We start from the raw sequence: 25,524 nt of genomic DNA, 5'->3' as shown, positions 1-25,524 counted from the left end.
TTGAACATTCATTTGTGCATCACTTTTCTTTTGACGACGAATTACTGAAGGGGACCGGCCATGTCATCTCGCCGTGCCGAAACGGGTGCCGGTCCCTCCGGAAACTCAAGCTCCAACCGCTCCCGCACCGCGGTGCCCGGCGGCCGGCATCTGGGCCGCAGCGCCGTTCCCCACCCTGCCCTGCGGGCAATAGCCCTCATCCTGTCCCTGACCCTCGTGTCCGGGGTGGTGTTTGTCGGCGTGCAGCTCGCCCGCCTGCAGAACAACTTCGACACGCAGCCGCTGAACCTGGGAGCCAGCCAGGAGTCCGCCGTTCCGGTGGACACCAACACCGATCCGCTGCAGATCCTGGTCCTGGGCACCGACAACCGCGAAGGGCAGGAAAGCAACAACTCGGACGTCATGATGCTGGTGAACATGGCTGCGGACCGCTCCCACGTCACTGTGGTGAGCTTCCCCCGCGACCTGCTGGTCCCGCTGCCCGAATGCACGGATCCGGTGAGCGGAAACACCTATCCGGCGATGGATCTGGGCCAGCTCAACGGCGCACTGGGCAACGGCGGCCCGGGCTGCACCGTGGCGGCCATCAACGACCTGACCGGGCTCAACATCGACCACTTCATGATGGCCGACTTCAACGCCGTCAAGGAGCTCTCCAACACCCTCGGCGGTGTGGAGGTCTGCGTGAACCAGCCGGTGGATGACCCGCTGTCCGGGCTGAACCTTCCGGCCGGCGTCAGCAGCGTGCAGGGGGACCAGGCCCTGGCCTTCCTCCGCACCCGGCACGGCTTCGGCAACGGCGGCGACGAGGGACGCATCCGCGCCCAGCAGAGCTTCCTCGCTTCCATGATCCGCAAGGTCCAGGAGGAAGGCACACTGAAGAACCTTCCCAAGCTGTACTCCATCGCCGAAACGGTGACGGCAAACCTCACCGTCGACAAGCAACTGACGGACGTCTCCTCACTGATCGCACTGGCCGGCCGGCTCAAGGACGTCGACCTTAGCCGGGTTGCCTTTGTCACCGCGCCGGTCGCCCCGTACGCCTACGACACCAACCGCCTGGTCCTGGACGAGGAAGCCGCCGCACCGCTTTTTGCCGCCATGGTCGAGGACCGCGACATCACCGAAGCCGCACCGACGCAGGCGCCGGAGACCACAACCGCGCCGGGTACGGAAACCGAAACACCGGCCACGCCCGTGGAAGAAGCGCCCCTCTTCGACCCGGCGACCATTCCCGTGACCATCCTGGATTCCACCGGCAGCACCGGCAGCCAGTCCCGTGACCAGGCGCTGGCCACCTACCTGCTCTCGCAGGGGTTCACTCTCGCCACGTCCGGCGGCCAGACCGATGCCCCCAGCCCCGCCACCCAGATCTTCTTTGCCCCCGGCTACCAGGAGATGGCCGGGCAGGTAGCCGCCGCCCTGGCGGTTCCCACGGTCCAGGTCATGGCCAGCAACCTCGTCAACGGCGTCAGCGTGCAGGTCGGCCAGGACTTCACCACCGGCAACACCATGCCTGCCAGCGGCGGGCTGGGCGACCTGACCGGCCAGACCGCAGCCCAGGTTACGTGCCAAACCGCGTTCGGCAATTAACAATTGGAGAGCTCCATACCCGGCTGTTAGGCTGATCACGTGCGCGCAGAGCTCCTTCTCCTTAGCTGCCGCGGCGAGGCCATACCCCACTTATAGGCCGACCCCTCGCTGCGGAGTTTGTGTTGCCCGGCCGCCCTTCTAACTCCTAGAAAAGGCCCAGACCAGACATGCGAAATGCACAGCAGCCCTCGGGAATGCCCGTCTCCAAGTACGTCCCCTTCCAGGACCAGATCAGCTTCGAGCTCCCCGACCGCACCTGGCCGGACAAGCTGATCACCAAGGCCCCGCGCTGGTGCGCTGTGGACCTGCGCGACGGCAACCAGGCCCTGATCGACCCGATGACCCCCGAACGCAAGCACAAGATGTTCGACCTGCTGGTGAAGATGGGCTACAAGGAAATCGAAGTCGGTTTCCCGTCCGCGTCCGCGCTGGACTTCGACTTTGTGCGCCAGCTGATTGAAGGGGACCGCATCCCCGACGACGTCACCATCCAGGTGCTCACGCAGTCCCGCGAACACCTGATCGAACGCACCTATGAGTCCCTCGAAGGCGCCGACCGGGCCATCGTCCACCTGTACAACTCCACCTCCGTGCTGCAGCGCAAGGTCGTCTTCAACACCGACCAGGACGGAATTGTCGACATCGCGCTCTCCGGCGCCCGGCTGTGCAAAAAATACGAAGAGCAGCTGCGCGGCATCGATGTCACGTACGAATACTCTCCCGAGTCCTACACCGGCACCGAACTGGAGTTCGCCCTGCGCATCTCCAACGCCGTCGCCGAGGTCCTGGAAGCCTCCCCGGACCGGCAGATGATCCTGAACCTGCCCGCCACCGTGGAAATGGCCACCCCCAATGTGTACGCCGACTCCATCGAGTGGATGCACCGCAACCTCGCCAACCGGGACTCCATCATCCTGTCCCTGCATCCGCACAATGACCGCGGCACCGGCGTGGCCGCAGCGGAGCTGGGCTACCTCGCCGGCGCCGACCGGATCGAGGGGTGCCTCTTCGGCAACGGCGAGCGGACGGGCAACGTGGACCTGGTGACACTGGGCATGAACATGTTCAGCCAGGGCGTGGACCCGCAGATCGACTTCTCCGACATCGACCATGTCCGGCGCACCGTCGAATACTGCAACCAGCTGCCCGTGCCCGAACGTTCCCCCTACGGCGGGGACCTGGTCTTCACCGCTTTCTCCGGGTCGCACCAGGACGCGATCAAAAAGGGCTTCGAGTCCATGGAAAAGGACGCCGCGGCCGCGGGCACCACCGTGAACGACATCCCGTGGGCGGTACCGTACCTGCCGATCGATCCCAAGGACATCGGCCGCAGCTACGAGGCAGTGATCCGCGTCAACAGCCAGTCCGGCAAGGGCGGCGTGGCCTACCTGCTCAAGAACGAGCACAACATGGACCTGCCCCGCCGCGCGCAGATCGAGTTCTCCGGCGTGGTGCAGCGCCGCACGGATACGGCCGGTGGCGAGATCACCGGTGCGGAGCTGTGGAAGGTATTCCAGGACGAGTACCTGCCGAGCACTCCGGAGTCCGACGGCGAACCGTGGGGACACTATGCGCTGGCCTCGGTCAACGCGGACACGGCAGAGGACGGCACCTTCAAGCTGACGGCGGCGCTGGTCACCGGCGGCGTGCAGAATAAGCGCACGGCCTCCGGAACCGGCCCTATTGCCGCACTGCTGGAAATCCTCAGCGAAGACGGCATCGACGTCCGGCTGCTGGACTACACCGAGCATGCGCTCTCCGCCAGCGGCAACGCAGCGGCTGCCGCCTATGTTGAGCTGGCCGTGGGGGAGCGGGTGCTCTGGGGTGTGGGGATCGACTCGAACACCACCCTGTCAGCACTGATGGCCGTGATATCAGCAGTAAACCGGGCCATCCGCGACCGGAGCTGACCGCTTCCTGCGGCCGGGGCGGACCCGGCCGCAGGCGCGCCCGGAAGGCTGCGGCCCCGGGTGCGCCGCGGGGCAGCCAAGGCATGGGAAAATAGGACCGTGGCAGGAAAATCATTTGCTTCCCGGACATACCGGGACGAGGGGGTCATCCTGCGCACCCATAAACTGGGTGAAGCGGACCGGATCCTGGTGCTGCTCACCCGCAGCCACGGCCAGGTGCGGGCAGTGGCGAAGGGGGTGCGCCGTACCTCCAGCAAGTTCGGTGCCCGGCTGGAACCGTTCATGGTGGCGGACCTGCAGCTGCACTCGGGACGCAACCTGGACATCGTCACCCAGGCCACGACCCTGGGCGCCTACGGCCACGGCATCGTCTCGGATTACGCGCGCTATACGGCGGCAGCCGCCATCGCCGAAACAGCCGAACGGCTCACCGACGTCGACGGCGAATCCGCAAATGCGCACTACCACTTGGTGATCGGTGCGCTGGCGGCCCTGAACCGCGGCGCGCACGCACCGGAACTGATCCTGGACTCCTACCTCCTGCGCGCCCTGGCCACCGCCGGTTGGGCACCTAGTTTCACCATTTGTGCCCGTTGCAGCGCTCCGGGGCCGCATTCGGCGTTCTCCGCCGCGCTGGGCGGCGCGGTCTGCAGTGCCTGCCGCCCGCCGGGGTCTGCATCGCCCTCACCCCAAACCATGATCCTGCTCGCCGCGCTGCTTTCGGGCGACTGGGCCACAGCGGACGCAGCCGAAGGCCAGGCCCGGCGCGAATCCGCCGGCCTCGTTGGCAGTTATCTTCAATGGCACCTGGAACGGGTCGTCAAGTCACTTCAACATGTGGAGCGTGTCTAAGCTTGCGTTCAAAGTCCCAACCGGCAGTCCTGGCGCATCCGCCCGTCCGGCCCGAGCCGCATCCATCCGGGGCGGTCCCGCCGCCGGTTCCCGCTGACCTGGTTCCGCGGCACGTGGCGATCGTCATGGACGGCAATGGCCGCTGGGCCAACCAGCGCGGACTGCCACGCACCGAAGGCCACCGCGCGGGCGAAGCCGCACTCCTGGACGTGATGGCCGGGGCAGTGGAGATGGGCATCAAGCACGTATCCGTCTACGCCTTCTCCACCGAGAACTGGAAGCGTTCGCCCGAGGAGGTCCGCTTCCTGATGAATTTCAGCCGCGACGTGCTGCGCCGGCAGCGCGACCAGCTCAGCGAATGGGGCGTGCGGATCCGCTGGTCCGGCCGCCGGCCCCGGCTGTGGCAGTCGGTCATCAAGGAACTGGAAATCGCCGAGGAAGCCACCCGGCAGAACACCGTCTGTACCCTGAACATGTGCGTCAACTACGGCGGGCGGGCCGAAATCACCGACGCCGTCTCAGCCATTGCCGCAGAAGTGGCCGCCGGGCGGCTGCGTCCGGGGTCCATCACGGAGAAAACGATCCAGAAGTACCTGGACGAGCCGGACCTGCCGGATGTGGACCTGTTCCTGCGCACTTCCGGCGAGCAGCGGCTGTCCAACTTCATGCTCTGGCAGTCGGCCTATGCCGAAATGGTCTTTATGGACACCCTCTGGCCGGACGTGGACCGGCGCACCCTGTGGGAAGCCGTGGAGATCTACGCCCGCCGGGACCGCCGGTACGGGGGAGCCGTGGACCAGGCCCCGGCCGCGCCCGGGAGCTAGTTCCGGAGCATGAAGGCCTGCGCCCACTGCTCCAGCTTGCCGTAGGCACGGCGCCGCACCGCCGGTGCTGACAGGACGACGTCGTGCAGTGCGTCCTCGAACCGGTACACCGTGACCTGCGGACCCAGCAGCAACCCGCGCTGCACCATAAGGTTCACATCCAGGATGCTGTCCGAGGTCAGCATTGACTCGTTCCACGGACCTGCCATGGTGGAGCTCGCAGAGGCCATCAGCAGGATCGGCACCCGGATATCCAGGCCGCGGGCCACTTGGGCATGGCCGTTGAGCACGGCGGTGATCCACCCGGCCCGGATCGGCCAGCCATTGGGCATCTTCAGCTCCGGATCCGGGTTCCACTCGCCGTCGGCCTCGGTGCTGATGCTGCGCCAGTAGTAGGACATCTCGGGGACCTTCAGCCGCGCTTTGGGACGCAGCCGCGCCAGCGGTTCCAGCAGCCCGGCCGTAGCATTGCGCACAATCCAGGAGCCGCGCAGCTCCAGCCACGGGCTGTTCAACAGCAGCGCTGCAATCCGCCCCGGATGGCGGTGGGCCCACAGCGAGGCCACAAGGCCCCCGGTGGAGTGGGCCATCAGGGAAATCCGGACGGGAGTATCCATCCCGCGGTGCTCCCGGACATGTTCGGTCAACGCCGCCATGGCCGCGTCGATGTCGGCGTCATATTCCTGCAGGTCCATGGTGAAGCCTTCAGACTGCCCGGGCCGCAGGCTGCGTCCGTATTTGCGCAGGTCCAAGGCATAAAACGCGACGCCGAGTCCCGCCCAAAAATCGGCCAGCTCGGTTTGGAAGAAATAGTCGTTCCAGCCGTGCACATACAGCACTGCGTGCACCGGTTCGGCGGCCACCGGCGCCCGCAATTGGTGCAGCAGGTTCCGGGCACGGCCGGTGAAACCGGGCGGGGGAGGAGGCTTGGGGGTATAGGAGACGAGGGTGGCCACCACCGGACCTTCGTCATCCTCACCGAGTTCAAGGGTCAGATACTGGTAACCGTCACCCAGGATGTCCGGTTTCCACTGCTTCGCAGGTGCTGCCTGCGTTTCCGGTTTCACCTGGGTACCCATATATCGAGGATAGGGCAGGGACATCCGGGTTACGGCAGGCAGCTGCGGTGCCCCCGAAGCAAAGGGAAATGATTTGGTGCAGGGCAGCGCCGGTGGAACCATGAAACCATGCGCGTCTATCCCACCTTCTTCCGTGTCGTTTTTGCCGGCATGGATCCCGAAAAGGCCCACAAAATCGGCTTCGACTTGATCAAGGCGGTGGCGCGGACTCCCGCTGCACCGGTAATGCGCCGGTTGATGCGTCCGGCGCCGGAGCTGGCGGTGCAGGCACTGGGCCTGGATTTCCCCTCCCCGTTCGGGCTGGCGGCAGGCTTTGACAAGGGTGGCTCCGGTATCACTGCCCTCGCCAACCTGGGCTTCGGACATGTGGAGGTCGGAACTGTGACCGGCCGGGCACAGCCGGGAAACCCGAAGCCGCGGCTTTTCCGTCTGGTCGAGGACCGGGCAGTGATCAACCGGATGGGCTTCAACAACGACGGCGCCGCCGCCGTCGCACCGCGGCTTGCCCGCGCCCGCGCCGCGCTGGAGCGGACCCATGGCCGGCCCCGCCCGGTAGTGGGGATCAACATCGGCAAGACCAAGGCCGTGGACCTGGCCGACGCTGTGGACGATTACCTGATCAGCGCCCGCGAGCTGGCTCCGCACGCCGATTACCTGGTGGTCAACGTGTCTTCGCCGAACACCCCGGGGCTGCGGCTGCTGCAAAGCATCGACTCGCTGCGGCCGCTGCTGAGCGCCGTCGGGCAGGCCGCCGACCAGGCAGCGGGACGGCATGTGCCGCTGCTGGTGAAGATTGCCCCGGACCTCACGGACGAGGATATTGACGACGTCGCCGCGCTGGCCCTGGACCTGCGGCTGGACGGGGTGATCGCGACCAATACCACCATCACCCGGGAGGGGCTGGTGACCGATCCGCAGAAGGTGATCGCCTGCGGTGTGGGCGGCCTCAGCGGTGCCCCGCTGCGGCAGCGGTCCCTTGCCGTGCTCAACCGCCTGCACGCCGCGCTGGGAGAGAACGGCCCGGTCATCATCTCGGTGGGCGGCGTGGAGTCCGCAGCCGATGTACATCAGCGCCTGGCCGCCGGGGCAACCCTGGTCCAGGGCTATACGGCCTTCCTCTACGAAGGGCCGTTCTGGGCTGCCCGGATCAACCGGCAGCTGGCCCGGATGATGAAGAAGGATGCCGCCCGGGCCTGATAACGGCATAGACAGGCATAAAGGAAGGGCTGCTCCAACCGGAGCAGCCCTTCCTTTTTTGGTTTGATGCGTTTTGCGCGCCTTGGCTAGGCGGGCTTTTCGCCGCGCTTGACGAGGGCCTTGGGCAGGCGGAACCGGCGCAGCTGCAGTGCGCGGGATACGCCGTACCAGACGTCGCCCGGATTGGTGGCGCCGAACTTGGCACTCACGCGCCGGCGGATGAGCGCCCGCAGGATGAATGAGTCGGCGATGACGGCCAGGATCAGGACCCAGAACGCCAGCATGATGATGCTCTGCACCGTGAGGTTCGGGATGAAACTGACCACCACAAAGACCAGGGCGGCGATCATGACAAACTCGCCGAGGTTCCAGCGGGAGTCCACCACGTCGCGGATGAAGCGGCGCTGCGGACCCTTGTCGCGCAGCGGCAGGTAGCGCTCGTCGCCGGTATCCAGGGCGGCGCGCGTCTTCAGCCGCTCCTCACGCATCGCTTCGCGGCTGGCATTCTTCGCGGCCTTGCGGTCCGTGGGGACCAGGGGACGCTGGCGTGCAGCTACCTGGTCTTTCCGCTTAGGAGTGGGTGTTCCCTTCCCCGCAGCGGCGCGGGCTGAGCTGGTCTGGGCTGCCGCGGCAGCCTGATCCACAGTTTCCTGCGCGGTGGGCGCTTCATTCTTTCGTCCGAACACCCCTCTAGGATACCTTGGCGCCGGCCCTGTGCGGGGAGGTTACGGTCGGCGGCCGCCGGGTGCACGGCTGTACTGTTTTGTTATGACTTTGAATCCAGAATCCTCTTCCCCGTCCGTGGACGTGGATGCCCTGCGCACAGCCGTGACTGCAGACTTCCCCCGGACGGTTGAACAGCTCAAGTCCCTGGTTGCCATTCCAGGCATCGCCTGGGACTCCTTCGACCCGGAACGCCTGAACGAGAGCGCCGCCGCCGTGGCAGCCTTGATCCGTGAGGCAGGCCTGTCCGATGTACAGACCCTGCGCGTGGACAACAATGGCAAGCCCGGTGGTCCGGCAGTCGTTGCCCGCCGGCCTGCCAAGGCAGGAGCGCCCACGGTGCTGCTCTATGCCCACCACGACGTGCAGCCGCCGGGGGACCTGGCCCTCTGGGAATCCGAGCCCTTCACGGCTACCGAGCGGAACGGCAGGCTTTACGGACGCGGTGCAGCGGATGACAAGGCCGGCATCATGGCGCACATTGGCGCCATCCGCGCCCTCGACGAGGTGCTGGGGGAAGAATCCGGCGTCGGCATTACCCTGTTCATCGAAGGGGAGGAGGAGGCCGGCTCTCCCACCTTCCGTGACTTCCTCGAAACGTACCGGGACCTCCTGGCGGCAGACGTCATTGTGGTGGCCGACTCCGGCAACTGGAAGGTCGGCGTCCCGGCCCTGACCACCAGCCTGCGCGGCCTGGTGGACGGCACCGTGGAGGTCCAGGTGCTGGACCACGCCGTGCATTCGGGCATGTTCGGCGGCCCCGTGCTTGACGCCCCCACTTTGCTGGCACGCCTGATCGCGACCTTCCACGACGACGCCGGCGACGTCGCCATCGCCGGGCTGGCGGCGTCCGACGACGCCGCCGTGGAATACGCCGAAGCCGACTTCCGTGCCGACTCCTCGGTGCTCGACGGCGTTCAGCTCGCCGGAACGGGGTCCATCGCCTCCCGCCTCTGGACCAAGCCGGCACTGTCCATCATCGGCATCGACGTTCCGTCCGTGGACATGTCCTCGAACACCATCCAGCCCAAGGCGCGTGCCAAGTTCAGTCTGCGCCTGGCTCCGGGGCAGAGCCCGGAAGCTGCCATGGCCGCCGTCGAGCGCCACGTCCAGGCGAACGCGCCGTTCGGCGCCAAGGTCACGTTCACGCCGGGGGAGCAGGGGCAGGCTTTCGCCACCGACACGTCCGCACCGGCCGCGCGCACCGCCCTGTGGGCGCTGCGGGAAGCCTGGAGCGGCGTGGATCCGGTGGAATCGGGCATGGGCGGCTCCATCCCGTTCATCGCCGATCTGACCGAGATGTTCCCCGCCGCGCAGATCCTGATCACCGGCGTGGAGGATCCGGATTCCCGTGCGCACAGCGCGAATGAATCCCTGGACCTGGGCGACTTCCGTAACGCCATCCTGGCCGAGGCGCTGCTGCTGGCCAGCCTGGGGCAGAGCAACTCCTAAGTCACCGGCCGGAAGCGGGTGGGTCAATCACCTGCAGCCGGCAGGGAGGCCGGGTTCGGAAATGTTTCCGGGCCCGGCCGCGTTGCCTCCACCGGGACGCTCGGACGTACCATGGAGAATGAACTGGCCCGGGGCCCGGGGGAGCGCAACTGCCCTCCCGTGCACGGACCACGTGAGAAAGAGAGAAGTTATGAGTACTTCCACCAGCGAAACGGCCACCGGCGTGGATACTGCGGCGGCCACCGCTCCTGAAACGGAACTGCCGACCCATGATGTTGCCCTCTCCGAGGTTGCTGCCGGCAAGGTACGCAGCCTGCTGGAGCAGGAAGGCCGGACCGACCTGCGGCTCCGCGTGGCTGTCCAGCCAGGCGGCTGCTCGGGCCTGATTTACCAGCTCTACTTCGACGAGCGTGTCCTCGACGGCGACGCCGTCCGGGATTTCGACGGCGTGGAGGTCATCGTCGACAAGATGAGCGTGCCGTACCTGTCGGGCGCGTCCATCGACTTCGAGGACACCATTTCCAAGCAGGGGTTCACCATCGACAACCCCAACGCAGGCGGATCATGCGCCTGCGGAGACTCGTTCCACTAGACTCCGTCCCGGATGCCCCGTTTCACTGACGGGGTCCCGGCGGAGCCGTAACAAGCGGAATTATGCCGGGACGCGGTGCGGTCTGTCACTGGATGGCCACGCGTGCGGGTAAGCTCTACACGTAGTAGTAAAACTGATCGTGCGCAGTTGGGGGCTTTTGTCTGCCTGCTGTGCCGCACTTGCACGTAACAAGAGGAAGGGCCGTCTGTGAGTTCGCAGGACCGAACCAGCAGCCGACGCGCCAGGATCTTTAAGATCTCAGCCGTAACGTCGGCCGGCGCGTTGTTTTTATCGGGTTGTTCGTCAGAAGTCCAAAGAGGCTGGTTGCCCACGGAACGCGACATGACCAACCACACCGGCCGAATCATGGACCTGTGGGTCAATTCATGGATCGCCGCTCTGGCAGTTGGCGTGCTGACCTGGGCACTGATTCTTTGGTGCATCGTCGCCTACCGCCGCCGGAAGAACGAAACCGGCTACCCGCGGCAGATGAGCTACAACCTTCCCCTGGAAATCTTCTACACGGCGATCCCGCTGTTCATGGTGCTGGTGCTGTTCTACTTCACCGACCAGGACATCCGTGCCATCAGCGAGCGGGTGGATGATCCCGACGTCGTTGTGGACGTACGCGGCAAGCAGTGGTCGTGGGACTTCAACTACGTCAATGAGGACAAGTACGACCTCAACGTCCAGGTGAACCTGGACGGCACGGAAAAGGCAGAGGCCGAAATGCCCACCCTTTACCTGCCGGTCAACCAGACCGTTGAGCTCCAGCTGAACTCCCGCGACGTGCAGCACTCGTTCTGGGTTCCCGCCTTCCTTCAGAAGATGGACCTCTACCCGGGACGCACGAACTACATCAACATCACTCCCGGCGTCGAGGGTACCTACGAAGGTAAGTGCGCCGAACTCTGCGGCGAATTCCACTCGGAAATGCTCTTCAACGTCAAGGTGGTTTCGGAGGCCGAGTACGACGCGTACCTGGCCACCCTGCCCGAAGGCCAGGCAGGCTCCGAGTACGACCGCGTGTACAACTCAGAATCAAGCGAAGTAAGGAGGTAGGAGGAAGCTGTGACTACTCTCGAATACACTTCGGAAGATACTCAGGTTGCACCGCGCGTCGTCCCCGTCTCCAAGGGACGCATCATTGTCAGTTGGATCACCTCCACTGACCACAAGACCATCGGGTACATGTACCTGATTGCATCGTTCATTTTCTTCTGTCTCGCAGGTGTGATGGCTCTGGTCATCCGTGCCGAGCTGTTTGAACCCGGTATGCAGATCCTGCAGACCAAGGAACAGTACAACCAGCTGTTCACCATGCACGGCACCATCATGCTGCTGATGTTCGCCACCCCGCTGTTCTCGGGCTTCGCAAACGTCATCATGCCGCTGCAGATCGGTGCGCCGGACGTTGCGTTCCCCCGCCTGAATGCCTTGGCCTTCTGGTTCTTCCTCTTCGGCTCCACCATTGCGGTGGCAGGCTTCATCACCCCGCAGGGTGCTGCGTCCTTCGGCTGGTTTGCCTACGCACCGCTCTCGAACACCACGTTCTCCCCGGGCGTCGGCGGAGACCTCTGGGTCTTCGGCCTGGCACTGTCCGGTTTCGGTACGATCCTGGGTGCGGTCAACTTCATCACCACGATCATCTGCATGCGTGCCCCGGGCATGACCATGTGGCGGATGCCGATCTTCACCTGGAACACCCTGGTCACCGGTATCCTCGTCCTGATGGCCTTCCCGCCGCTGGCAGCAGCACTGTTTGCCCTGGGTGCCGACCGCCGGTTCGGAGCGCATATCTTCGATCCCGAGCGTGGCGGAGCCATCCTCTGGCAGCACCTGTTCTGGTTCTTCGGGCATCCGGAGGTCTACATCATTGCGCTGCCGTTCTTCGGCATCATCTCTGAGATCCTGCCGGTCTTCAGCCGCAAGCCGATCTTCGGCTACAAGGGCCTGGTCTACGCAACAATCGCCATCGCAGCCCTGTCCGTGACCGTGTGGGCACACCACATGTACGTCACCGGCGCAGTCATGCTGCCGTTCTTCTCCTTCATGACGATGCTGATCGCGGTGCCAACCGGCGTGAAGTTCTTCAACTGGATCGGCACCATGTGGCGGGGATCGATCACGTTCGAGACTCCCATGCTGTGGAGCATCGGCTTCCTGATCACCTTCCTGTTCGGTGGCCTCACGGGCATCATCCTGGCGTCGCCGCCGCTCGACTTCCACGTTTCCGACACGTACTTCGTGGTGGCTCACTTCCACTACGTGATCTTCGGAACCGTTGTCTTCGCGATGTTCGCCGGCTTCTACTTCTGGTGGCCCAAGTGGACCGGCAAGATGCTCAACGAGCGCCTTGGCAAGATCCACTTCTGGATGCTGTTCGTTGGCTTCCACGCCACCTTCCTGGTTCAGCACTGGCTGGGCGTGCTCGGCATGCCGCGCCGCTACGCCGACTACCTGCCGGAAGATAACTTCACCCTGATGAACCAGTTCTCCACCTTCGGTTCGTTCCTGCTGGGCGCCTCAATGATTCCGTTCTTCTGGAACGTGTACATCACCTGGCGCCACGGCAAGAAGGTTGAAGTTGACGATCCCTGGGGCTTCGGTGGATCGCTCGAGTGGGCCACATCCTGCCCGCCGCCGCGCCACAACTTCACGTCCCTGCCTCGCATCCGTTCGGAGCGCCCGGCACTGGACCTGCACCACCCTGAACTGCAGCAGACCGTGACCGATGCCACGGCTGCCGGCAAGGTCTTCGGACCTGGCGACCGTAAGGAGAAGGTCAATTGAAGGTAGAGACTAAGCTCTTCGCTTATCTGGCCCCGTTCTTCCTGGTGGTCGGTGTTGTGTACGGCTTCCTCGTCGAGTGGATGGAGCCGGTCGGATATCTGGCCCTGTTCCTCACGGCCGGCATGTCGGCCATGATCGCCTTCTACATCGGCTTCACCGGACGCCGCATTGGTGCCCGTCCCGAAGACCGCCTCGACGCCGAAATCCACGAAGGATCCGGCGAGCAGGGCTTCTTCAGCCCCTGGAGCTGGTGGCCCCTGCTGGTCGGCCTTTCGGCCGCCGGCGGTTTCCTCGGCCTGGCCGTGGGCTGGTGGATCCTGTACATCAGTGCAGGCCTGGCGATCATCGCCCTGGTCGGCTGGGTTTATGAGTACAGCCGTGGAGCCCACGCACACTAGGGCCTCGGTACGGCAGGTTGTGCGCAGCTAAAACAGCTGCCGCACGGCTAGAGAACATGACAACGACGAAGGGCCCGCAGGCAACTGCGGGCCCTTCGTCGTTAATGCTTGTTATCCTTGGAGGAGCACCAGCGCCCAGGGAAGGAACCGGATGCGCAGCAGTACCCGTTCCGGAATCCGGCGGCCATGAGCGATCGCACCCTTGGCACCTTTCCGGACCTGATTGATCCGACGGCCGGAATCGCCAAGCACCTGCAGCTGCAGAACATCCTGAGGCGCTTCGTCGAACAGCGTGGAGCGGCCGGTTCCGCCATACCCTCGGAGCGTGAACTCGCCGACCACTTCGGCGTCGCCCGCATGACGGTACGGCAGGCCATCGACGCCCTTGTTGCCGACGAAGTACTCGAACGCGTGGTCGGCCTGGGCACCTTTGTCGCCCGCCCCAAAGTGGACCTGCAGATCAAACTGACGTCGTACAGCGAAGAAATGCACCGCCGCGGCATGGTTCCGGATGCCCGGGTCCTGAGCTTCGAACAGATCGGCGCGTCGCACCTGGTGGCCCGCGAACTGCAGATCGACCACGGACAGCCTGTGATCCGGTTCCGGCGGCAGCTGCTCGCTGACGGCGAGCCGATGAGCGTCGACGAGAACTTCATCCCGGCCGTGCATGTCCCCGGCATGCTCGACGAAGAGCCGCCCACGTCCCTCTACCGGGTGCTGAGCGAGCGTTACGGGATGCTGATCGAGTGGGGCGAGGACACCATCGAGGCTACGGCGGCGTCGGCTTCGATCGCCCGGCTGCTCAACGTCGAGCTCGGGGCGCCGCTGTTGAAAATCCAGCGGCACGCTTACGTCTCACGGTCCATGGTGGACTATTCCGTCTCCTACTACCGTGCAGACCGCTACAAGCTCTGGGTGCCGCTGCAGCGGCCGGGAATGCGGACTCCGCGTTCCTACCACCCGGGACGGCATCCCGGCTCCTGACGCGGTTCTCCGGACCGCCGGGATACCCGCCAGTCCAGCCGCCCGGGCACCTGCCAGCAAAGGCCGGCACTGTATGTGCGGGCACTGCGCCAGCCTTTTGGCCGGCCCAGCGGGGGAGAGCCTCCGCCGGGCGTGCCGTGGACGCGGTCGGCCCCCACACCACATGCTTCGATATTTCCGATCAGCCCAGAAAGGCTATGACCAATGAGCACTATCATGATGTACCACCGGGACGGCAAGGGGGTCCTGCATTTCCGTGAGGCCATGTATGACGAGGAGTCCGCGGAATTCATGATCACGCAGGGTCCTGTTGGCTTTATGGCCAACGGCAGCACTGTTGCAGGCATCGACGCCGAGGCCGCAGAGAAGAAGTTTGCTGCCTTTGCTGCGAAGTCCGCGGAACTTGGCTATGCGGAGATCCCGGCAGAGGAACAGTATTGGGTGGTTGCCCAGTACGCATTGAAGTCCGCCGAGGGCTCCGAGCGTGACCGCTACCTTGAGTACAAGGCCCGCACCGCACTGGAATCCTATTTCGCCTGGCGCGGGCTCGGCACCGTGGAAGAAAGCGAATTCGTGCCGGGCAAGCTCAACATTTTCTGCCTGGTCCCCGATGTGCCCAAGGCAGTGAAGGGCATGCTGGTGGTCCTGCGCGAAGCCAACCTGGACTTCACCAAGCTGGGCATCGGCTCGGCTCCGTTTGCCGACCCGACAGCGTGGAAGCGCCGGCACCCGCTGCCCGCTAAGAAGCCTTTCGTCCTGGGCTAGGGACACAGAGAAAGGGAGCCGGTCAGCAAATGCTGACCGGCTCCCTTTCGTTTATCTCAGTGTCGAATGAACCTAGCGGTTCGTGATCGACGTCTGGTCTTCTTCCACCGCTTCAACTTCAGCGGGGGACTCGTGGTGGTGCGCTGCTTCGAGTTCCTTCGGCGTGACCGGGGCAACCCGGTCCTCGAAGAAGAACCTTGAGAGCCTGCCGCGCAGCTTCTCCTTGCCGGAGATCTTGCCGCGGGCATCCGGCTGGGCCGGAGTCACTTCGTAGGAGCTGAAGTCAACCAGCTTGTAGCGCTTGTACTCGTCCACAGGCTCGTGGACCTCGATGTACTCACCGTGCGGAAGCCGGACGATACGGCCGCTCTCCACGCCGTGAAGCACGATCTCGCGGTCCTTGCGCTGCAGGGCGAGGGCAATCCGCCGGGTCACGGCAAAGCCGATCAGCGGTCCGAAGATCACCAGGAAGCGCAGCCAGTAGGTCACATCGTTCAGCGACACATGGAAGTGCGTGGCGATGAGGTCGGAGCTGGCAGCTGCCCACATGGTGCAGTAGAAGATGATGCCGGCAACGCCGACGCCGGTGCGGAACGGGGCGTTCCGCGGGCGATCCAGCAGGTTGTGGACGCGGGTGTCCTTGGTCAGCCAGGCTTCAATCCACGGCCAGGCGAACAGCAGGGTGAAGACGATGCCGGCCGGAACCAGCGCCGGGAACAGCACGTTCATGGAGAGCGTGTTGGTGCCCCACGGGAACGGAATGTTCCACTCCATCGGGATGTTGCCGATCCAACCCGGCATCAGGCGCAGCGCGCCGTCAACCCAGCCGATGTACCAGTCAGGCTGGGTACCGGCGGAGACCGGGGAGGGGTCGTACGGGCCGTAGTTCCAGATCGGGTTGATCGTGAACAGGCCGGCAATGATCGCGATGATGCCGAAGACGATGAAGAAGAATCCACCGGCCTTGGCGGCGTAGACCGGACCGACAGGGAAGCCGACAACGTTGTTGTTGGTGCGTCCCGGGCCGCGGTACTGGGTGTGCTTGTGGATGACCACCATGAACAGGTGGATGGCGATCATCAGCAGGATCAGGGCCGGTACCAGCAGGATGTGCAGCATGTACAGGCGGCCGATGATGTCGGTGCCGGGGAACTCTCCGCCGAAGAGGAAGAAGCTGATGTACGTGCCGACTACCGGGATGGCCTTGACGACGCCGTCGATGATCCGCAGGCCGTTGCCGGAGAGCAGGTCATCGGGGAGGGAGTAGCCGGTGAAGCCGGCTGCCAGGGACAGGATCAGCAGGACGCCGCCCACCACCCAGTTCAGCTCGCGGGGCTTGCGGAAGGCGCCGGTGAAGAAAACGCGCAGCATGTGCACGGATACAGCGGCAACAAACAGCAGTGCGGACCAGTGGTGGACCTGGCGCATGAAGAGGCCGCCGCGGACATCGAAGGAGATGTTCAGGGAGGACTCGTAGGCAACGGACATTTCCACGCCCTTGAGCGGGACGTAGCTGCCTTCGTAGTGGGTCTCAGCCATCGACGGATCGAAGAAGAACGTCAGGAACGTTCCGGAGAGCAGCAGGATGACGAAGCAGTACAGCGCCACTTCACCGAACATGAAGGACCAGTGGTCGGGGAAGACCTTGCGGCCGAATTCCTTGACCATGGCCGATCCGCTGACCCGGGAGTCGACGAAGTTGGTGACGCGGCCGAGACGGGTTTTAGCCTCGTAGGGAGTAGCAGAGGGAACACTCATGGTTAGCCACGCTCCCAGTAGCTCGGTCCAACGGGTTCATGGAAATCGCTCTGGGCGATCAGGTAGCCTTCGCTGTCAACGGCGATAGGCAGCTGCGGCAGCGGGTGGACAGCCGGTCCGAAGATGACCTTGCATTCCTGCGTGAGGTCAAAGGTGGACTGGTGGCACGGGCAGAGCAGGTGGTGGGTGTGCTGTTCGTACAGCGCAACCGGGCAGCCCACGTGCGTGCAGATCTTGGAGTAGGCGACGATGCCGTCCACGTTCCAGTCTTCACGGCCGGGGGAGGGGTTCAGGGACTCCGGGTCCAGGCGCATGAGCAGGACGACGGCCTTGGCCTTCTCCTCCAGCTTGTGCTCTGACTCGTTCAGGCCCTCGGGGATGACATGGAATGCGGAACCCAGGGTCACGTCCGAGGCCTTGATCCGGGTACCGCTGGGATCGCGGGTCAGGTGTACGCCTTCATCCCACATGGTGTGCCGCAGGGTGTTGCCCGGCAGCGGACCGAGATCGCGGAAAACGGCGATGGCGGGAAGCGGCGCGAGGACCATCGCGCCGAGGAGGGTGTTGCGGATCAGGGGACGGCGCTTGATGCCCGTTTCCTCGATGATGTCGCCGACAATCTTCTCGGCAACCACGCGGTCTTCCTCGGGACGGATTTCGTGCCGTTCCTCGGTGATTTCGTGGTCCGGCATAAGCGTCTTTGCCCAGTGGACAATGCCGACGCCGATGCCCAGCATCGCGAAAGCGGTGCCGAGGCCGAGGAGCAGGTTCTGCACCCGGATATCGGCGATGGTGTGATCGCCTTCAAGCTTGATACCGAAGTACCCGACAAAAAACACGAGCGTGCCGATGATGGAGACGACGAACAGCGCCGCCACCTGCTTCTCGGCCCGCTTCTCAGCGCGGGGATTCGTATCGGCCAACCGTGGGCGGTGCGGAGGAAGCCCGGGATTCCGGAACTTCTCCTCGTCGCCCTGGCCAGCCGTAGCGACGGTGCCCGAGGTGTTCGGACTGCCGTGACTATGGTCGCCCATGATCCCCCTCATCCTTCTCTTGAAACTGCATTTATAGACCTATGTGTAACTGTGATGTCACCCCGTGGGGGTGAGCGCGGGTGATGTCTAGGAAGACCGGGAGGTCAACCAAATGGTGAAAGCGATAATGAGGCCAAGTCCGGCCGTCCAGATGAACAGGCCTTCGGAAACAGGGCCGAGGGAGCCGAGTTCGGCGCCGCCCGGGGAGCCATTGGCTTCCGTGGTCTTCAGGAAGGTGATGATGCTCTGCTTGTCCTCGGGGGTGATGTTGGAGTCGTTGAAGACAGGCATGTTCTGCGGGCCCGTGACCATGGCCTCGTAGATGTGCTTCTCCGAGACGCCCTCCAGCGAGGGAGCGAACTTGCCTTCCGTCAGCGCGCCACCGGCACCGGCAGCGTTGTGGCACATTGCGCAGTTGACGCGGAAGAGCTCCCCGCCCTCGGCGGCATTGCCCTCGGCGTTTGCGATTTCGCTGCTCGGGATGGTGGGTCCGGCGCCCAGGCTTGCAACGTAGGCCGCAAGCTGGCTGGTCTGCTCTTCGGTGAACTGGACCGGCTTCTGCTGGGCCTGCGGTCCGTGCATTGCCATAGGCATGCGGCCGGTGCCGACCTGGAAGTCGACGGATGCGGCGCCCACGCCGACGAGGGACGGGCCGTTGTCGGAGCCGGAGGCGTCCATGCCGTGGCAGGTGGCGCAGTTGGCGATGAAGAGCTTCTCGCCCTGGGCTTCGTCATCAGGCGTGTAGCCGGCGGTGCTCGTGGCAGCCTTGGCTTCGTTGGCGCCGGAGACTGCTGCGTAGAGCCCACCCGTAACGAGGAGTCCCAGCAGCAGCAGCGCAACTGCTGCTAGGGGATGACGTCGCCTTTGCGATAGTGCCTTCACTTGGTGGTTCCTAACTTGTGTGGTCTTTTGTGTGCTGGTGCCACTTTGGGGGTTCTTAACTGTTGCCGGCTCTGGTGCCGCTGGGACTACTTCAGGAAGTAGATGATGACGAACAGGGCAATCCAGACTACGTCCACGAAGTGCCAGTAGTAGGACGTCACGATTGCGGAGGTCGCTTCGAAGTGCCCGAAGCGCTTCGCTGCATAGGCGCGTCCGATGATGAACAGGAACGCGATGAGACCGCCGGTCACGTGAAGGCCGTGGAAACCGGTCGTCAGGTAGAAGGACGACCCGTAGGAGTTCGACGAGATCGATACGCCTTCGGTCACGAGGGTTGCGTATTCGAAGGCCTGGACGGCAACGAAGACGGCGCCCATGACGAAGGTCAGGAGGAACCACTCGACCATGCCCCAGCGGGAAACGTTGAAGAGTCCCCCTGTGCGGCGCGGCTGAAGGCGTTCGGCGGCAAAGACGCCGAACTGGCAGGTAACGGAACTAAGAACGAGGATCACCGTGTTCGCGAACGCGAAGGGAACGTTGAGCTTCTCCGTCTCCATGGCCCACAGATCGCTCGACGTGGAGCGAAGGGTGAAATACATGGCAAAGAGGGCGGCGAAAAACATCAGTTCGCTGGCCAGCCACACTACGGTTCCAACGGAAACCATATTGGGGCGGTTCAGCGTGGGGTGAGCCGGGGTACTGGGGGCATGGGTCGCTGTTGTCACATAGACATTATGGACGTAAAACTCCCCACTTCTCCAACAGCTATAGACGGACGGCGCGTCTAAAAAGTGCCTAAACCCCGCGGATCCCAGTAACGGCGCGGAACTGGCTCACCAGAAACAAATCAGCATTTTCTACGATTCGTAGATAACCTTGGGGATGTGACTACGAATCCGAGCGCCGAACACACCTGGCCGCACCTGATAAACGCCCTCATCCTGCGGCAGGACCTGAGCAGCGGCCAGACACGCTGGGCGATGAACACCATCATGGCCGGAGACGCCTCGGATGCGCAGATGGCAGGGTTCCTCGTGGCGCTGAGGGCCAAGGGGGAAACGGTCCAGGAGCTGGCCGGACTCGTGGAGGCGATGCTGGAGAACGCCCGTCCCATCGAGATCCCCGGTGAGACCCTCGACATAGTGGGCACCGGTGGAGACCGGCACAACACGGTGAACATCTCCTCCATGGCGGCCCTGGTCTGCGCCGGCGCCGGCGCCCGGGTGGTCAAGCACGGCAACCGTGCGGCGTCGTCGGCCTCCGGGTCAGCCGACGTGATCGAGGCACTCGGGGTCCGCCTGGACCTGACGGTCGAGCGCGTTGCGAAAGCGGCGGTCCAGGCCGGCATCACCTTCTGCTTTGCCCAGGTCTTCCATCCCTCGATGCGGTTTGCCGCCGTACCCCGACGGGAAATGGGCGTTTCCACAGCCTTCAACTTCATGGGTCCGCTGACCAACCCCGCCCGGCCCAGCGCTTCGGCGATCGGCGTTGCCGACGCCCGGTTGGCGCCCCTGATGGCGGGCGTGCTTGCTGCGCGGGGCGTGCGTGCACTGGTGTTCCGGGGCGAGGACGGCCTGGACGAGATGACGACCACCGGTATCTCCACCGTCTGGGAGGTCCGTAACGGCACCGTGGAGGAGTCAAAGGTGGATCCGCTGGACCTGGGGATACCCCGGGCCACGCTGGACGATCTGAGGGGCGGGGACGCCTTGGCGAACGCGGCCGTGGTGCGCAGCGTCCTGGCGGGCGACCGCGGTCCCGTGCGCGACGCCGTCGTGCTCAACGCCGCCGCAGCGCTGGTGGCACTCGATACCCACGCCGACGGGCCCCTCACCGGCCGGCTGGCCGCAGCGCTGCGCCGGGCCGAGGCAGCGATCGACACGGGTCAGGCGCAGGCCGCTCTTGACCGCTGGATCGACGTCACCCGCTAGGTTTTTCGGGAATTTTCCGGAATTTTCAGGGTTGCAGCAGCCCGCAAAACCACCCGCGGAGCGCCCGGAATTTTCCGCAGGCGGGGTGGGTCCGGAGCCTAAAGCGGCTTTTCTCAGCACCTAATTGTTATCAAAATGAGACCCAAAGGTCGCCCATCCGTGATAAAACGGCTGCCCGCTGCAGTTGTTTAGCTGTCGAACCCGAGGGAAAATGCCGCGTCGAGATCATGCTGGGAATAGGCGCGGAAGGCAATCTGGGTGGTGGTCTCCACGACGCCCTCGACCTTGGAGAGACGGTTGGCAATGGTGTCGGCCAGGTCCTCGTGGCGGCGCACCCGGGCAATCGCGATGAGGTCCCACTCGCCGGTGACGGAGTAGACCTCGCTGATGCCGTCGAGCTCGGAGATCTCCTCGGCGCACTCGGGGATGCGGGCCGAGTCGGTCTGGATGAGTACAAAAGCGGTGATCATGGTTTGAGCCTTTCGTGTGCTGCCGCGGTGCCGGCTGCCGGAGGGGGATTGGGACTGCTGCGGGGCGTCAGGCCCTGTCTGTGAGCCTATCTCCTGCGGATGCCGGCTGCCCGGACCGCCCGGGCTGCCGGTTCCGCCGGCTGCGGCGCACCAGTGCCGCCACGGCGCGGGGCAGGAGCAGGAAGAGTCCCAGGACCAGGAGTGTCACCACGGCAAAGCTGGGCGCGACGCCGCCTCCGGCCAGGGCACGGATCCCCAGCCCGGCGGCCACGGTGAACAGCCACAGGATGATGCCGGCGGGCCAGATGCGCGCGGGGGAGCGCCAGCGGCCCAGCAGCGCCCACCCGGCCAGGCAGGCCGCCAGGAAAGGGGAAGCAGTCACGAGAACGCCGGCCGGGTCCAGGCCGTGTTCGTGGGTGTCGCGGCCGAGTGCGGCAAAAACGGTGATCAGGACGACGTCGAGGGCCAGGAGCGCGAAGCGGCTGCGGCTGGCGGGAGAGATGTTTGTGGCGTTCACGGCTGCGACTTTCCGCGGTCACCGCTGCGGTGCCCGCGTACGTAGGGTTCGAGGAGTTCGGTGACGCGGGCGTTGACGGATTCAACGGGCGAGCCGGACTCAAGCAGCTTCGTGGCCGAATGCACAATGGCGTTGATCAGCTCGGCCGTGGCGGCCGGATCTTCGGCTCCGAGTTCACGGAGGGTGCCAACGAGCGGATCCAGGAGCTGGCCGTGCATCAGCGAGCTCTGGGCATTGAGTTCCTCACTGGGCGCCACTGCGGCCAGTGCACTGCCGACGGCGTGCTCGCCTTCGGCGACCAGGGCAATGTTGGTGAGCACGTAGGCGAGGACCCGGTCTGCAGGATCCTGCTCGGCGGCCATTGCCTCTTCAACCCGCTGCGCCCAGCGTGGAAACACGTCGAGCACGAGGGCATTCAGCAGGTCGGTGCGGGACTTGTAGTACTGGTAGGCACTGGGCCGGGCGAGGCCCGCCAGCGCGGCGACTTCCGCCATGCTGGGTGCCTCGCCCGTTTTTGCCAGGAGGGTCTTGGCGGCATCCAGGAGTGCCCGTTGCTGGGCAGCCCGGTGCTCGGCAACCGTCGGGGCATTAATACGGGGCAAAGACCCCTCCTGTTCCTGTGTGCTCTAGCCGGCCAGCCGGCCATCCACCATCTCTACGACCCGGTCGCAATGATGTAGGACATCGTGGTCGTGCGTCACCATAACTGTAGCAACGCCCTGTGTATGGGTTTCCCTGGCAAGCAGCTCCACCACCTCCTGGCTCCGCCGGCGGTCCAGCGCTGCGGTGGGCTCATCAACCAGCAGCAGGGTGGGCTTGGTCACCAGTGCGCGGGCAATCCCCACCCGCTGGCGTTCGCCGCCGGACAGCTGATCCGGGCGGCTCTTGAGCTTGTGTCCCATTCCCACGGCATCAAGCAGGTCGTGTGCGTTGAAGACCCCCGGCATTTTGGCCATTCGGTGGACAAGCTCCAGCTGTTCCGCTGCGGTCAGGGCCGGAATCAGGTTGCCGGACTGGAAAACGAAACCGATGTTCTCCAGGCGGAAGCGGGCCTTGGCCGCCTTGCCCAGCCCGGAGAGGTCAGTGCCGTTGACGCTGACCCGGCCGGAATCGGGGGTGGTGAGGGCGCCGGCGACAGCCAGCAGGGATGACTTGCCGGCTCCGGAGGGACCCACGACCGCGACCAGTTCCCCGGGTTCAACGCGGAGGCTCACGGCGTCCAGGGCCTGGACGCTTGACGAGCCGTCCCCGAGGGAAAGGCTTGCTCCCTCAATCGACAATCCGCGGGTGCGGACTGTATCTGCTGCATTTGTGGTCTGCATGCTCATCGCTGTCCTCCAAGGGCAGCCAGGGGGTCAACCCTGGAAATACGGACGATGGCCACGGCAGCGCCGAGAATACCCATCAGGATGGTAATCAGCGTCGCTGCGGCTATGGGTGCCGGCTCGAGGGCGAAGGGCATGGCGGTGCCGGACATCCAGGCACCCATTCCCAGCCCTGCGGCCAGGCCGACGGCGGTCGAGAGGACCAGGATGACGACGGCCTGGAAGATGCCGTCGCGCAGCAGGTATCCGGTGGATGCACCGAGGGCACGAAGGACTGCCAGCTCATGCTTGCGCTGGATGGTCCAGACGGTGAAGAAGGCGCCGACCACCAGGGCGCAGATGGCGTACAGGAAGACCTGGATCATCTGCAGCGTGAGGGTTTCAGCGGAATACCCGGGCGAGGCGCCGAAGGATTCCTTGAGTGTTGAGCTGACAGTCCCTGCCGCTGCATCGCCGGCAGCGAGGTCCAGCGTTGCGCCGTCGGCGGCGCGCAAGGCGATCGTGCTGGCGGTGTCAAAATCCAGGGCCGCGGTATCGGCTTCAGTAGGGGCGCCGGGGCTGGAAGAGCCGCTGGCGATCAGCTGCCACGTTTCCAGCGGCAGATAGGCCACAGTGACGTGTCCGAAAGTCGCCTGGCCCTCGGTGTACCCGACAACGGTTAGCTCGACGTCGAGGCGCTCCAGGGTGATGACCGATCCGATGTGCAGTCCTTCGTCTGCGCCGGTGGGGGAGACCACCACCTCATTGACGGCGTTGATGCCGCGCCCTTCGCCTACAACGGGAGCCAGGAAGGATTCAGTGTCGATGCCGAACAGGGAGAGATCAACCTGTGTGCCCTCATCCGTCACGCCGTTCATCATGGTCGAGCCCATCATGGTCACCTCCTCGACGCCCGGCTGCCCGCGCCAGGCCTCGGCCTGCGCGGGGTCGACGACGCTGCGGGAGAAGGCATTGTCGGTCTTGGTGCCTTCGTTGAAGGCAAAGGCGGTGGCGGGCATGCTCTTGAGCCCCGAAACGCCGTCGTTTACGAGACCCGAGGAAAGGCCGGACAGCAGGACCATCAGCACGGCGATAAGGGCGATGACGCCACCCATCAGTCCGAACCGGGCCCTGGCAAAGCGCAGTTCGCGCAGTGCTAGAAACATGGGAATACTCCGTGGGTAGGAAGTGATCCTGACGGACTGTCAGGAACATACCAACATCATGTCAGAAAAGTTTCACTTCCCTCAATCCCGCGCCGTCCCCCGGCTCACTGTTGTCCTGGGCGTCGCTCTGTTGTCCTTGATGGATGAACCGGCAGCGCATGGGAACCGCCTGGAGTCGTGCCAGGCAGTCCCGGCTTCTGCGCTGGGTTGTAGTGATCCTGGCCCTCGTGCTGGTGTTTGAGTATGTTGTCCTGCCTCAGCTGGTCGGATCGGACAATGTGATCTTGGCACTGCTGAAGCTGCCGCCGATCCTGGTGGTTCTAGCGGTCCTCCTGCAGGCGCTGTCGCAGGCCAGCTACAGTCTTCTCACCCGCGCCGTCCTGCCCGGCGAGACCCTCCCGGGGTTCTTCACTCTCTTCCGGATCGACCTGACCGACCTGGCAATCAACCACACTGTTCCGGGCGGCGGAACCACCGCCGCCGCAGCCCGGTTCCGCCTCCTGACGCGCTGCGGCGTCATGTCCCAAAATGCACTCAGTGCTGCAACCATCCAGGTTGTCGGTTCCAACCTTGTCCTGGCGGGACTGTTCGGGGGTGCGCTGCTGGCCACGCGCGGAGGCGTCGGCGGAGGTAGGTATTTCACGACAGCCGGCGCGGTGGTGGTGGCGCTGCTGGTGCTGTCGATTGTCGTTCTGATGGTCCTGGACCGGCATCTGGCCGGGGCTGTGCGGGCCGTGCGGGCGGCAGCGCGCGCAGTCCGGGTAATCAAGCCGGAGGCTGCTGAACAGTTCGTGCGGACCCTTGCCGCCGAGATCCACATGTTCCGCGAAAACCCCCGGCGGCTTGTGGCTGCCGTTGTGCTGGCCGCAGCGAGGTATGTCCTGGGCGCCGCCTGCCTCTGGGTTTTTGTCGCCGGTTTTGGGTATGCACTGGAGCCGCAGCTGCTGCTGCTGGCATATTCGCTCGCCACCCTGCTGGCGCTTGTGCCGTTGACGCCCGGCGGGCTGGGTCTGGTGGAAGCTGTGCTGGTGCCGATGCTCGCGGCCATGGGGGCGCCCCAGCATGTGGCAGTCATGGCCGTGCTGTGCTGGCGGGTGGTGCAGTTCTGGCTGCCGATTCCCGTGGGAGCCCTGGCATACCTGTCGCTGCGGCTGGGGGTGCTGCGGCATTCTGCGGCGCAGTGACGTGCGCCCGGCGCAGTAACAGCGGGTCCGGACGCGAGACCGGCCCCGGGCCCGGATACGGCGGCGGCCCCGGGCTCAAAGTCCCGGGGCCGCCGTCGTGCGTGCGGGTAAAGCGG

At 64.8% G+C, this 25,524-nt stretch carries 25 protein-coding genes; 14 read left to right on the top strand and 11 right to left on the bottom strand.

All coding sequences use genetic code 11. From position 1 onward, the window contains the following. Positions 1-60: 60 nt before the first annotated feature. The 4 genes from KKR91_RS09910 (at position 61) to KKR91_RS09895 (ending at position 5,179) form a co-directional block, all read left to right on the top strand. Positions 61-1,593, top strand: a complete 1,533-nt coding sequence (locus KKR91_RS09910) for an LCP family protein (RefSeq protein WP_210229142.1) — start codon at positions 61-63, stop codon at positions 1,591-1,593. Between the two features lie 167 nt (positions 1,594-1,760). Then, complete coding sequence (leuA, locus tag KKR91_RS09905; RefSeq protein WP_210229140.1) at positions 1,761-3,503, top strand: 2-isopropylmalate synthase; 1,743 nt, start codon at positions 1,761-1,763, stop codon at positions 3,501-3,503. 99 nt (positions 3,504-3,602) lie between these two features. Next, a complete protein-coding gene (gene recO / locus KKR91_RS09900) occupies positions 3,603-4,355 on the top strand; it encodes a DNA repair protein RecO (protein WP_210229138.1) in 753 nt (250 codons plus the stop codon). 2 nt (positions 4,356-4,357) lie between these two features. Beyond that, on the top strand, positions 4,358-5,179 hold the full coding sequence (locus KKR91_RS09895) for an isoprenyl transferase (protein ID WP_237686338.1): 822 nt from the start codon (positions 4,358-4,360) through the stop codon (positions 5,177-5,179). Here KKR91_RS09895 and KKR91_RS09890 read toward each other — a convergent pair. After that, entirely contained in the window at positions 5,176-6,258 is a 1,083-nt protein-coding gene (locus tag KKR91_RS09890) for an alpha/beta hydrolase (RefSeq protein WP_210229133.1), read from the bottom strand. The two genes, KKR91_RS09895 and KKR91_RS09890, sit on opposite strands and share 4 nt — an antisense overlap. A 108-nt stretch (positions 6,259-6,366) precedes the next feature. Here KKR91_RS09890 and KKR91_RS09885 point away from each other — a divergent pair, with 108 nt between their 5' ends. Then, entirely contained in the window at positions 6,367-7,455 is a 1,089-nt protein-coding gene (locus tag KKR91_RS09885; RefSeq protein WP_210229131.1) for a quinone-dependent dihydroorotate dehydrogenase, read from the top strand. Positions 7,456-7,541: 86 nt separating this feature from the next. Here KKR91_RS09885 and KKR91_RS09880 read toward each other — a convergent pair whose 3' ends face one another. Beyond that, complete coding sequence (locus KKR91_RS09880; protein WP_210229129.1) at positions 7,542-8,141, bottom strand: DUF3043 domain-containing protein; 600 nt, start codon at positions 8,139-8,141, stop codon at positions 7,542-7,544. A gap of 82 nt (positions 8,142-8,223) precedes the next feature. Between KKR91_RS09880 and KKR91_RS09875 the strand changes: the two genes are divergently transcribed. The 7 genes from KKR91_RS09875 to KKR91_RS09845 all read left to right on the top strand — a co-directional run bounded on the left by KKR91_RS09875 (position 8,224) and on the right by KKR91_RS09845 (position 15,162). Then, complete coding sequence (locus KKR91_RS09875) at positions 8,224-9,630, top strand: dipeptidase (protein WP_210229127.1); 1,407 nt, start codon at positions 8,224-8,226, stop codon at positions 9,628-9,630. 190 nt (positions 9,631-9,820) lie between these two features. Then, positions 9,821-10,222 (top strand): HesB/IscA family protein, encoded by a 402-nt coding sequence (locus tag KKR91_RS09870; RefSeq protein WP_210229125.1) that lies wholly within the window; start codon positions 9,821-9,823, stop codon positions 10,220-10,222. Positions 10,223-10,429: 207 nt separating this feature from the next. Then, complete coding sequence (gene ctaC, locus KKR91_RS09865; RefSeq protein WP_210229123.1) at positions 10,430-11,284, top strand: aa3-type cytochrome oxidase subunit II; 855 nt, start codon at positions 10,430-10,432, stop codon at positions 11,282-11,284. Positions 11,285-11,293: 9 nt separating this feature from the next. Beyond that, positions 11,294-13,015 carry an aa3-type cytochrome oxidase subunit I gene (gene ctaD / locus KKR91_RS09860; protein ID WP_210229121.1) on the top strand — a complete coding sequence of 574 codons (1,722 nt, stop codon included), beginning with the start codon at positions 11,294-11,296 and terminating at the stop codon, positions 13,013-13,015. After that, positions 13,012-13,413: a cytochrome c oxidase subunit 4 gene (locus tag KKR91_RS09855; RefSeq protein WP_210229119.1), complete on the top strand. Its 402-nt coding sequence runs from the start codon at positions 13,012-13,014 to the stop codon at positions 13,411-13,413. The genes ctaD and KKR91_RS09855 overlap by 4 nt, the downstream gene beginning before the upstream one ends. A gap of 186 nt (positions 13,414-13,599) precedes the next feature. Continuing rightward, positions 13,600-14,397, top strand: a complete 798-nt coding sequence (locus KKR91_RS09850) for a GntR family transcriptional regulator (protein ID WP_210229117.1) — start codon at positions 13,600-13,602, stop codon at positions 14,395-14,397. 204 nt (positions 14,398-14,601) lie between these two features. Further along, a complete protein-coding gene (locus tag KKR91_RS09845; protein WP_210229115.1) occupies positions 14,602-15,162 on the top strand; it encodes a hypothetical protein in 561 nt (186 codons plus the stop codon). Positions 15,163-15,234: 72 nt separating this feature from the next. Here the strand turns inward: KKR91_RS09845 and qcrB are convergent, their stop codons facing one another. From qcrB to ctaE, 4 genes are all read right to left on the bottom strand, one after another. Then, complete coding sequence (qcrB, locus tag KKR91_RS09840; protein ID WP_210229113.1) at positions 15,235-16,920, bottom strand: cytochrome bc1 complex cytochrome b subunit; 1,686 nt, start codon at positions 16,918-16,920, stop codon at positions 15,235-15,237. Between the two features lie 2 nt (positions 16,921-16,922). After that, a complete protein-coding gene (gene qcrA / locus KKR91_RS09835; RefSeq protein WP_210229111.1) occupies positions 16,923-17,954 on the bottom strand; it encodes a cytochrome bc1 complex Rieske iron-sulfur subunit in 1,032 nt (343 codons plus the stop codon). Between the two features lie 87 nt (positions 17,955-18,041). Then, on the bottom strand, positions 18,042-18,836 hold the full coding sequence (gene qcrC, locus KKR91_RS09830) for a cytochrome bc1 complex diheme cytochrome c subunit (protein WP_210229109.1): 795 nt from the start codon (positions 18,834-18,836) through the stop codon (positions 18,042-18,044). 86 nt (positions 18,837-18,922) lie between these two features. Beyond that, complete coding sequence (gene ctaE / locus KKR91_RS09825; RefSeq protein WP_210229107.1) at positions 18,923-19,561, bottom strand: aa3-type cytochrome oxidase subunit III; 639 nt, start codon at positions 19,559-19,561, stop codon at positions 18,923-18,925. Between the two features lie 159 nt (positions 19,562-19,720). On the opposite strand from ctaE, the gene trpD reads away from it, so the two are divergent. Next, a complete protein-coding gene (gene trpD, locus KKR91_RS09820) occupies positions 19,721-20,767 on the top strand; it encodes an anthranilate phosphoribosyltransferase (RefSeq protein ID WP_210229105.1) in 1,047 nt (348 codons plus the stop codon). Between the two features lie 188 nt (positions 20,768-20,955). On the opposite strand, the gene KKR91_RS09815 is transcribed toward trpD, so the two are convergent. From KKR91_RS09815 to KKR91_RS09795, 5 genes are all read right to left on the bottom strand, one after another. Then, a complete protein-coding gene (locus KKR91_RS09815) occupies positions 20,956-21,237 on the bottom strand; it encodes an Lrp/AsnC family transcriptional regulator (protein ID WP_210229103.1) in 282 nt (93 codons plus the stop codon). Positions 21,238-21,304: 67 nt separating this feature from the next. Beyond that, complete coding sequence (locus tag KKR91_RS09810) at positions 21,305-21,754, bottom strand: DUF3054 domain-containing protein (protein ID WP_210229101.1); 450 nt, start codon at positions 21,752-21,754, stop codon at positions 21,305-21,307. Continuing rightward, on the bottom strand, positions 21,751-22,356 hold the full coding sequence (locus tag KKR91_RS09805) for a TetR/AcrR family transcriptional regulator (RefSeq protein ID WP_210229099.1): 606 nt from the start codon (positions 22,354-22,356) through the stop codon (positions 21,751-21,753). The genes KKR91_RS09810 and KKR91_RS09805 overlap by 4 nt, the downstream gene beginning before the upstream one ends. A gap of 24 nt (positions 22,357-22,380) precedes the next feature. Next, positions 22,381-23,076: an ABC transporter ATP-binding protein gene (locus KKR91_RS09800; protein ID WP_210229768.1), complete on the bottom strand. Its 696-nt coding sequence runs from the start codon at positions 23,074-23,076 to the stop codon at positions 22,381-22,383. Between the two features lie 2 nt (positions 23,077-23,078). Beyond that, positions 23,079-24,224 carry an ABC transporter permease gene (locus tag KKR91_RS09795; RefSeq protein WP_210229097.1) on the bottom strand — a complete coding sequence of 382 codons (1,146 nt, stop codon included), beginning with the start codon at positions 24,222-24,224 and terminating at the stop codon, positions 23,079-23,081. A 143-nt stretch (positions 24,225-24,367) separates the two neighbouring features. Between KKR91_RS09795 and KKR91_RS09790 the strand changes: the two genes are divergently transcribed. Continuing rightward, positions 24,368-25,408 carry a lysylphosphatidylglycerol synthase transmembrane domain-containing protein gene (locus tag KKR91_RS09790; protein ID WP_210229095.1) on the top strand — a complete coding sequence of 347 codons (1,041 nt, stop codon included), beginning with the start codon at positions 24,368-24,370 and terminating at the stop codon, positions 25,406-25,408. Positions 25,409-25,524 lie beyond the last annotated feature (116 nt).

The organism is Arthrobacter jiangjiafuii (assembly GCF_018622995.1).
Lineage (GTDB): Bacteria > Actinomycetota > Actinomycetes > Actinomycetales > Micrococcaceae > Arthrobacter_B > Arthrobacter_B jiangjiafuii.
The sequence above is the reverse complement of the archived record's forward strand: the minus strand, read 5'-3'. Positions and strand labels throughout refer to the sequence as shown.

Coding starts and splice junctions, on each gene's coding strand:
- KKR91_RS09795 (WP_210229097.1), bottom strand. CDS start 24,224: ATGTTTCTAGCACTGCGCGAACTGCGCTTTGCCAGGGCCCGGTTCGGA.
- leuA (WP_210229140.1), top strand. CDS start 1,761: ATGCGAAATGCACAGCAGCCCTCGGGAATGCCCGTCTCCAAGTACGTC.
- KKR91_RS09845 (WP_210229115.1), top strand. CDS start 14,602: ATGAGCACTATCATGATGTACCACCGGGACGGCAAGGGGGTCCTGCAT.
- KKR91_RS09790 (WP_210229095.1), top strand. CDS start 24,368: ATGAACCGGCAGCGCATGGGAACCGCCTGGAGTCGTGCCAGGCAGTCC.
- KKR91_RS09800 (WP_210229768.1), bottom strand. CDS start 23,076: ATGCAGACCACAAATGCAGCAGATACAGTCCGCACCCGCGGATTGTCG.
- qcrA (WP_210229111.1), bottom strand. CDS start 17,954: ATGGGCGACCATAGTCACGGCAGTCCGAACACCTCGGGCACCGTCGCT.
- KKR91_RS09815 (WP_210229103.1), bottom strand. CDS start 21,237: ATGATCACCGCTTTTGTACTCATCCAGACCGACTCGGCCCGCATCCCC.
- KKR91_RS09850 (WP_210229117.1), top strand. CDS start 13,600: ATGAGCGATCGCACCCTTGGCACCTTTCCGGACCTGATTGATCCGACG.
- qcrB (WP_210229113.1), bottom strand. CDS start 16,920: ATGAGTGTTCCCTCTGCTACTCCCTACGAGGCTAAAACCCGTCTCGGC.
- KKR91_RS09910 (WP_210229142.1), top strand. CDS start 61: ATGTCATCTCGCCGTGCCGAAACGGGTGCCGGTCCCTCCGGAAACTCA.
- KKR91_RS09870 (WP_210229125.1), top strand. CDS start 9,821: ATGAGTACTTCCACCAGCGAAACGGCCACCGGCGTGGATACTGCGGCG.
- KKR91_RS09875 (WP_210229127.1), top strand. CDS start 8,224: ATGACTTTGAATCCAGAATCCTCTTCCCCGTCCGTGGACGTGGATGCC.
- KKR91_RS09890 (WP_210229133.1), bottom strand. CDS start 6,258: ATGGGTACCCAGGTGAAACCGGAAACGCAGGCAGCACCTGCGAAGCAG.
- KKR91_RS09885 (WP_210229131.1), top strand. CDS start 6,367: ATGCGCGTCTATCCCACCTTCTTCCGTGTCGTTTTTGCCGGCATGGAT.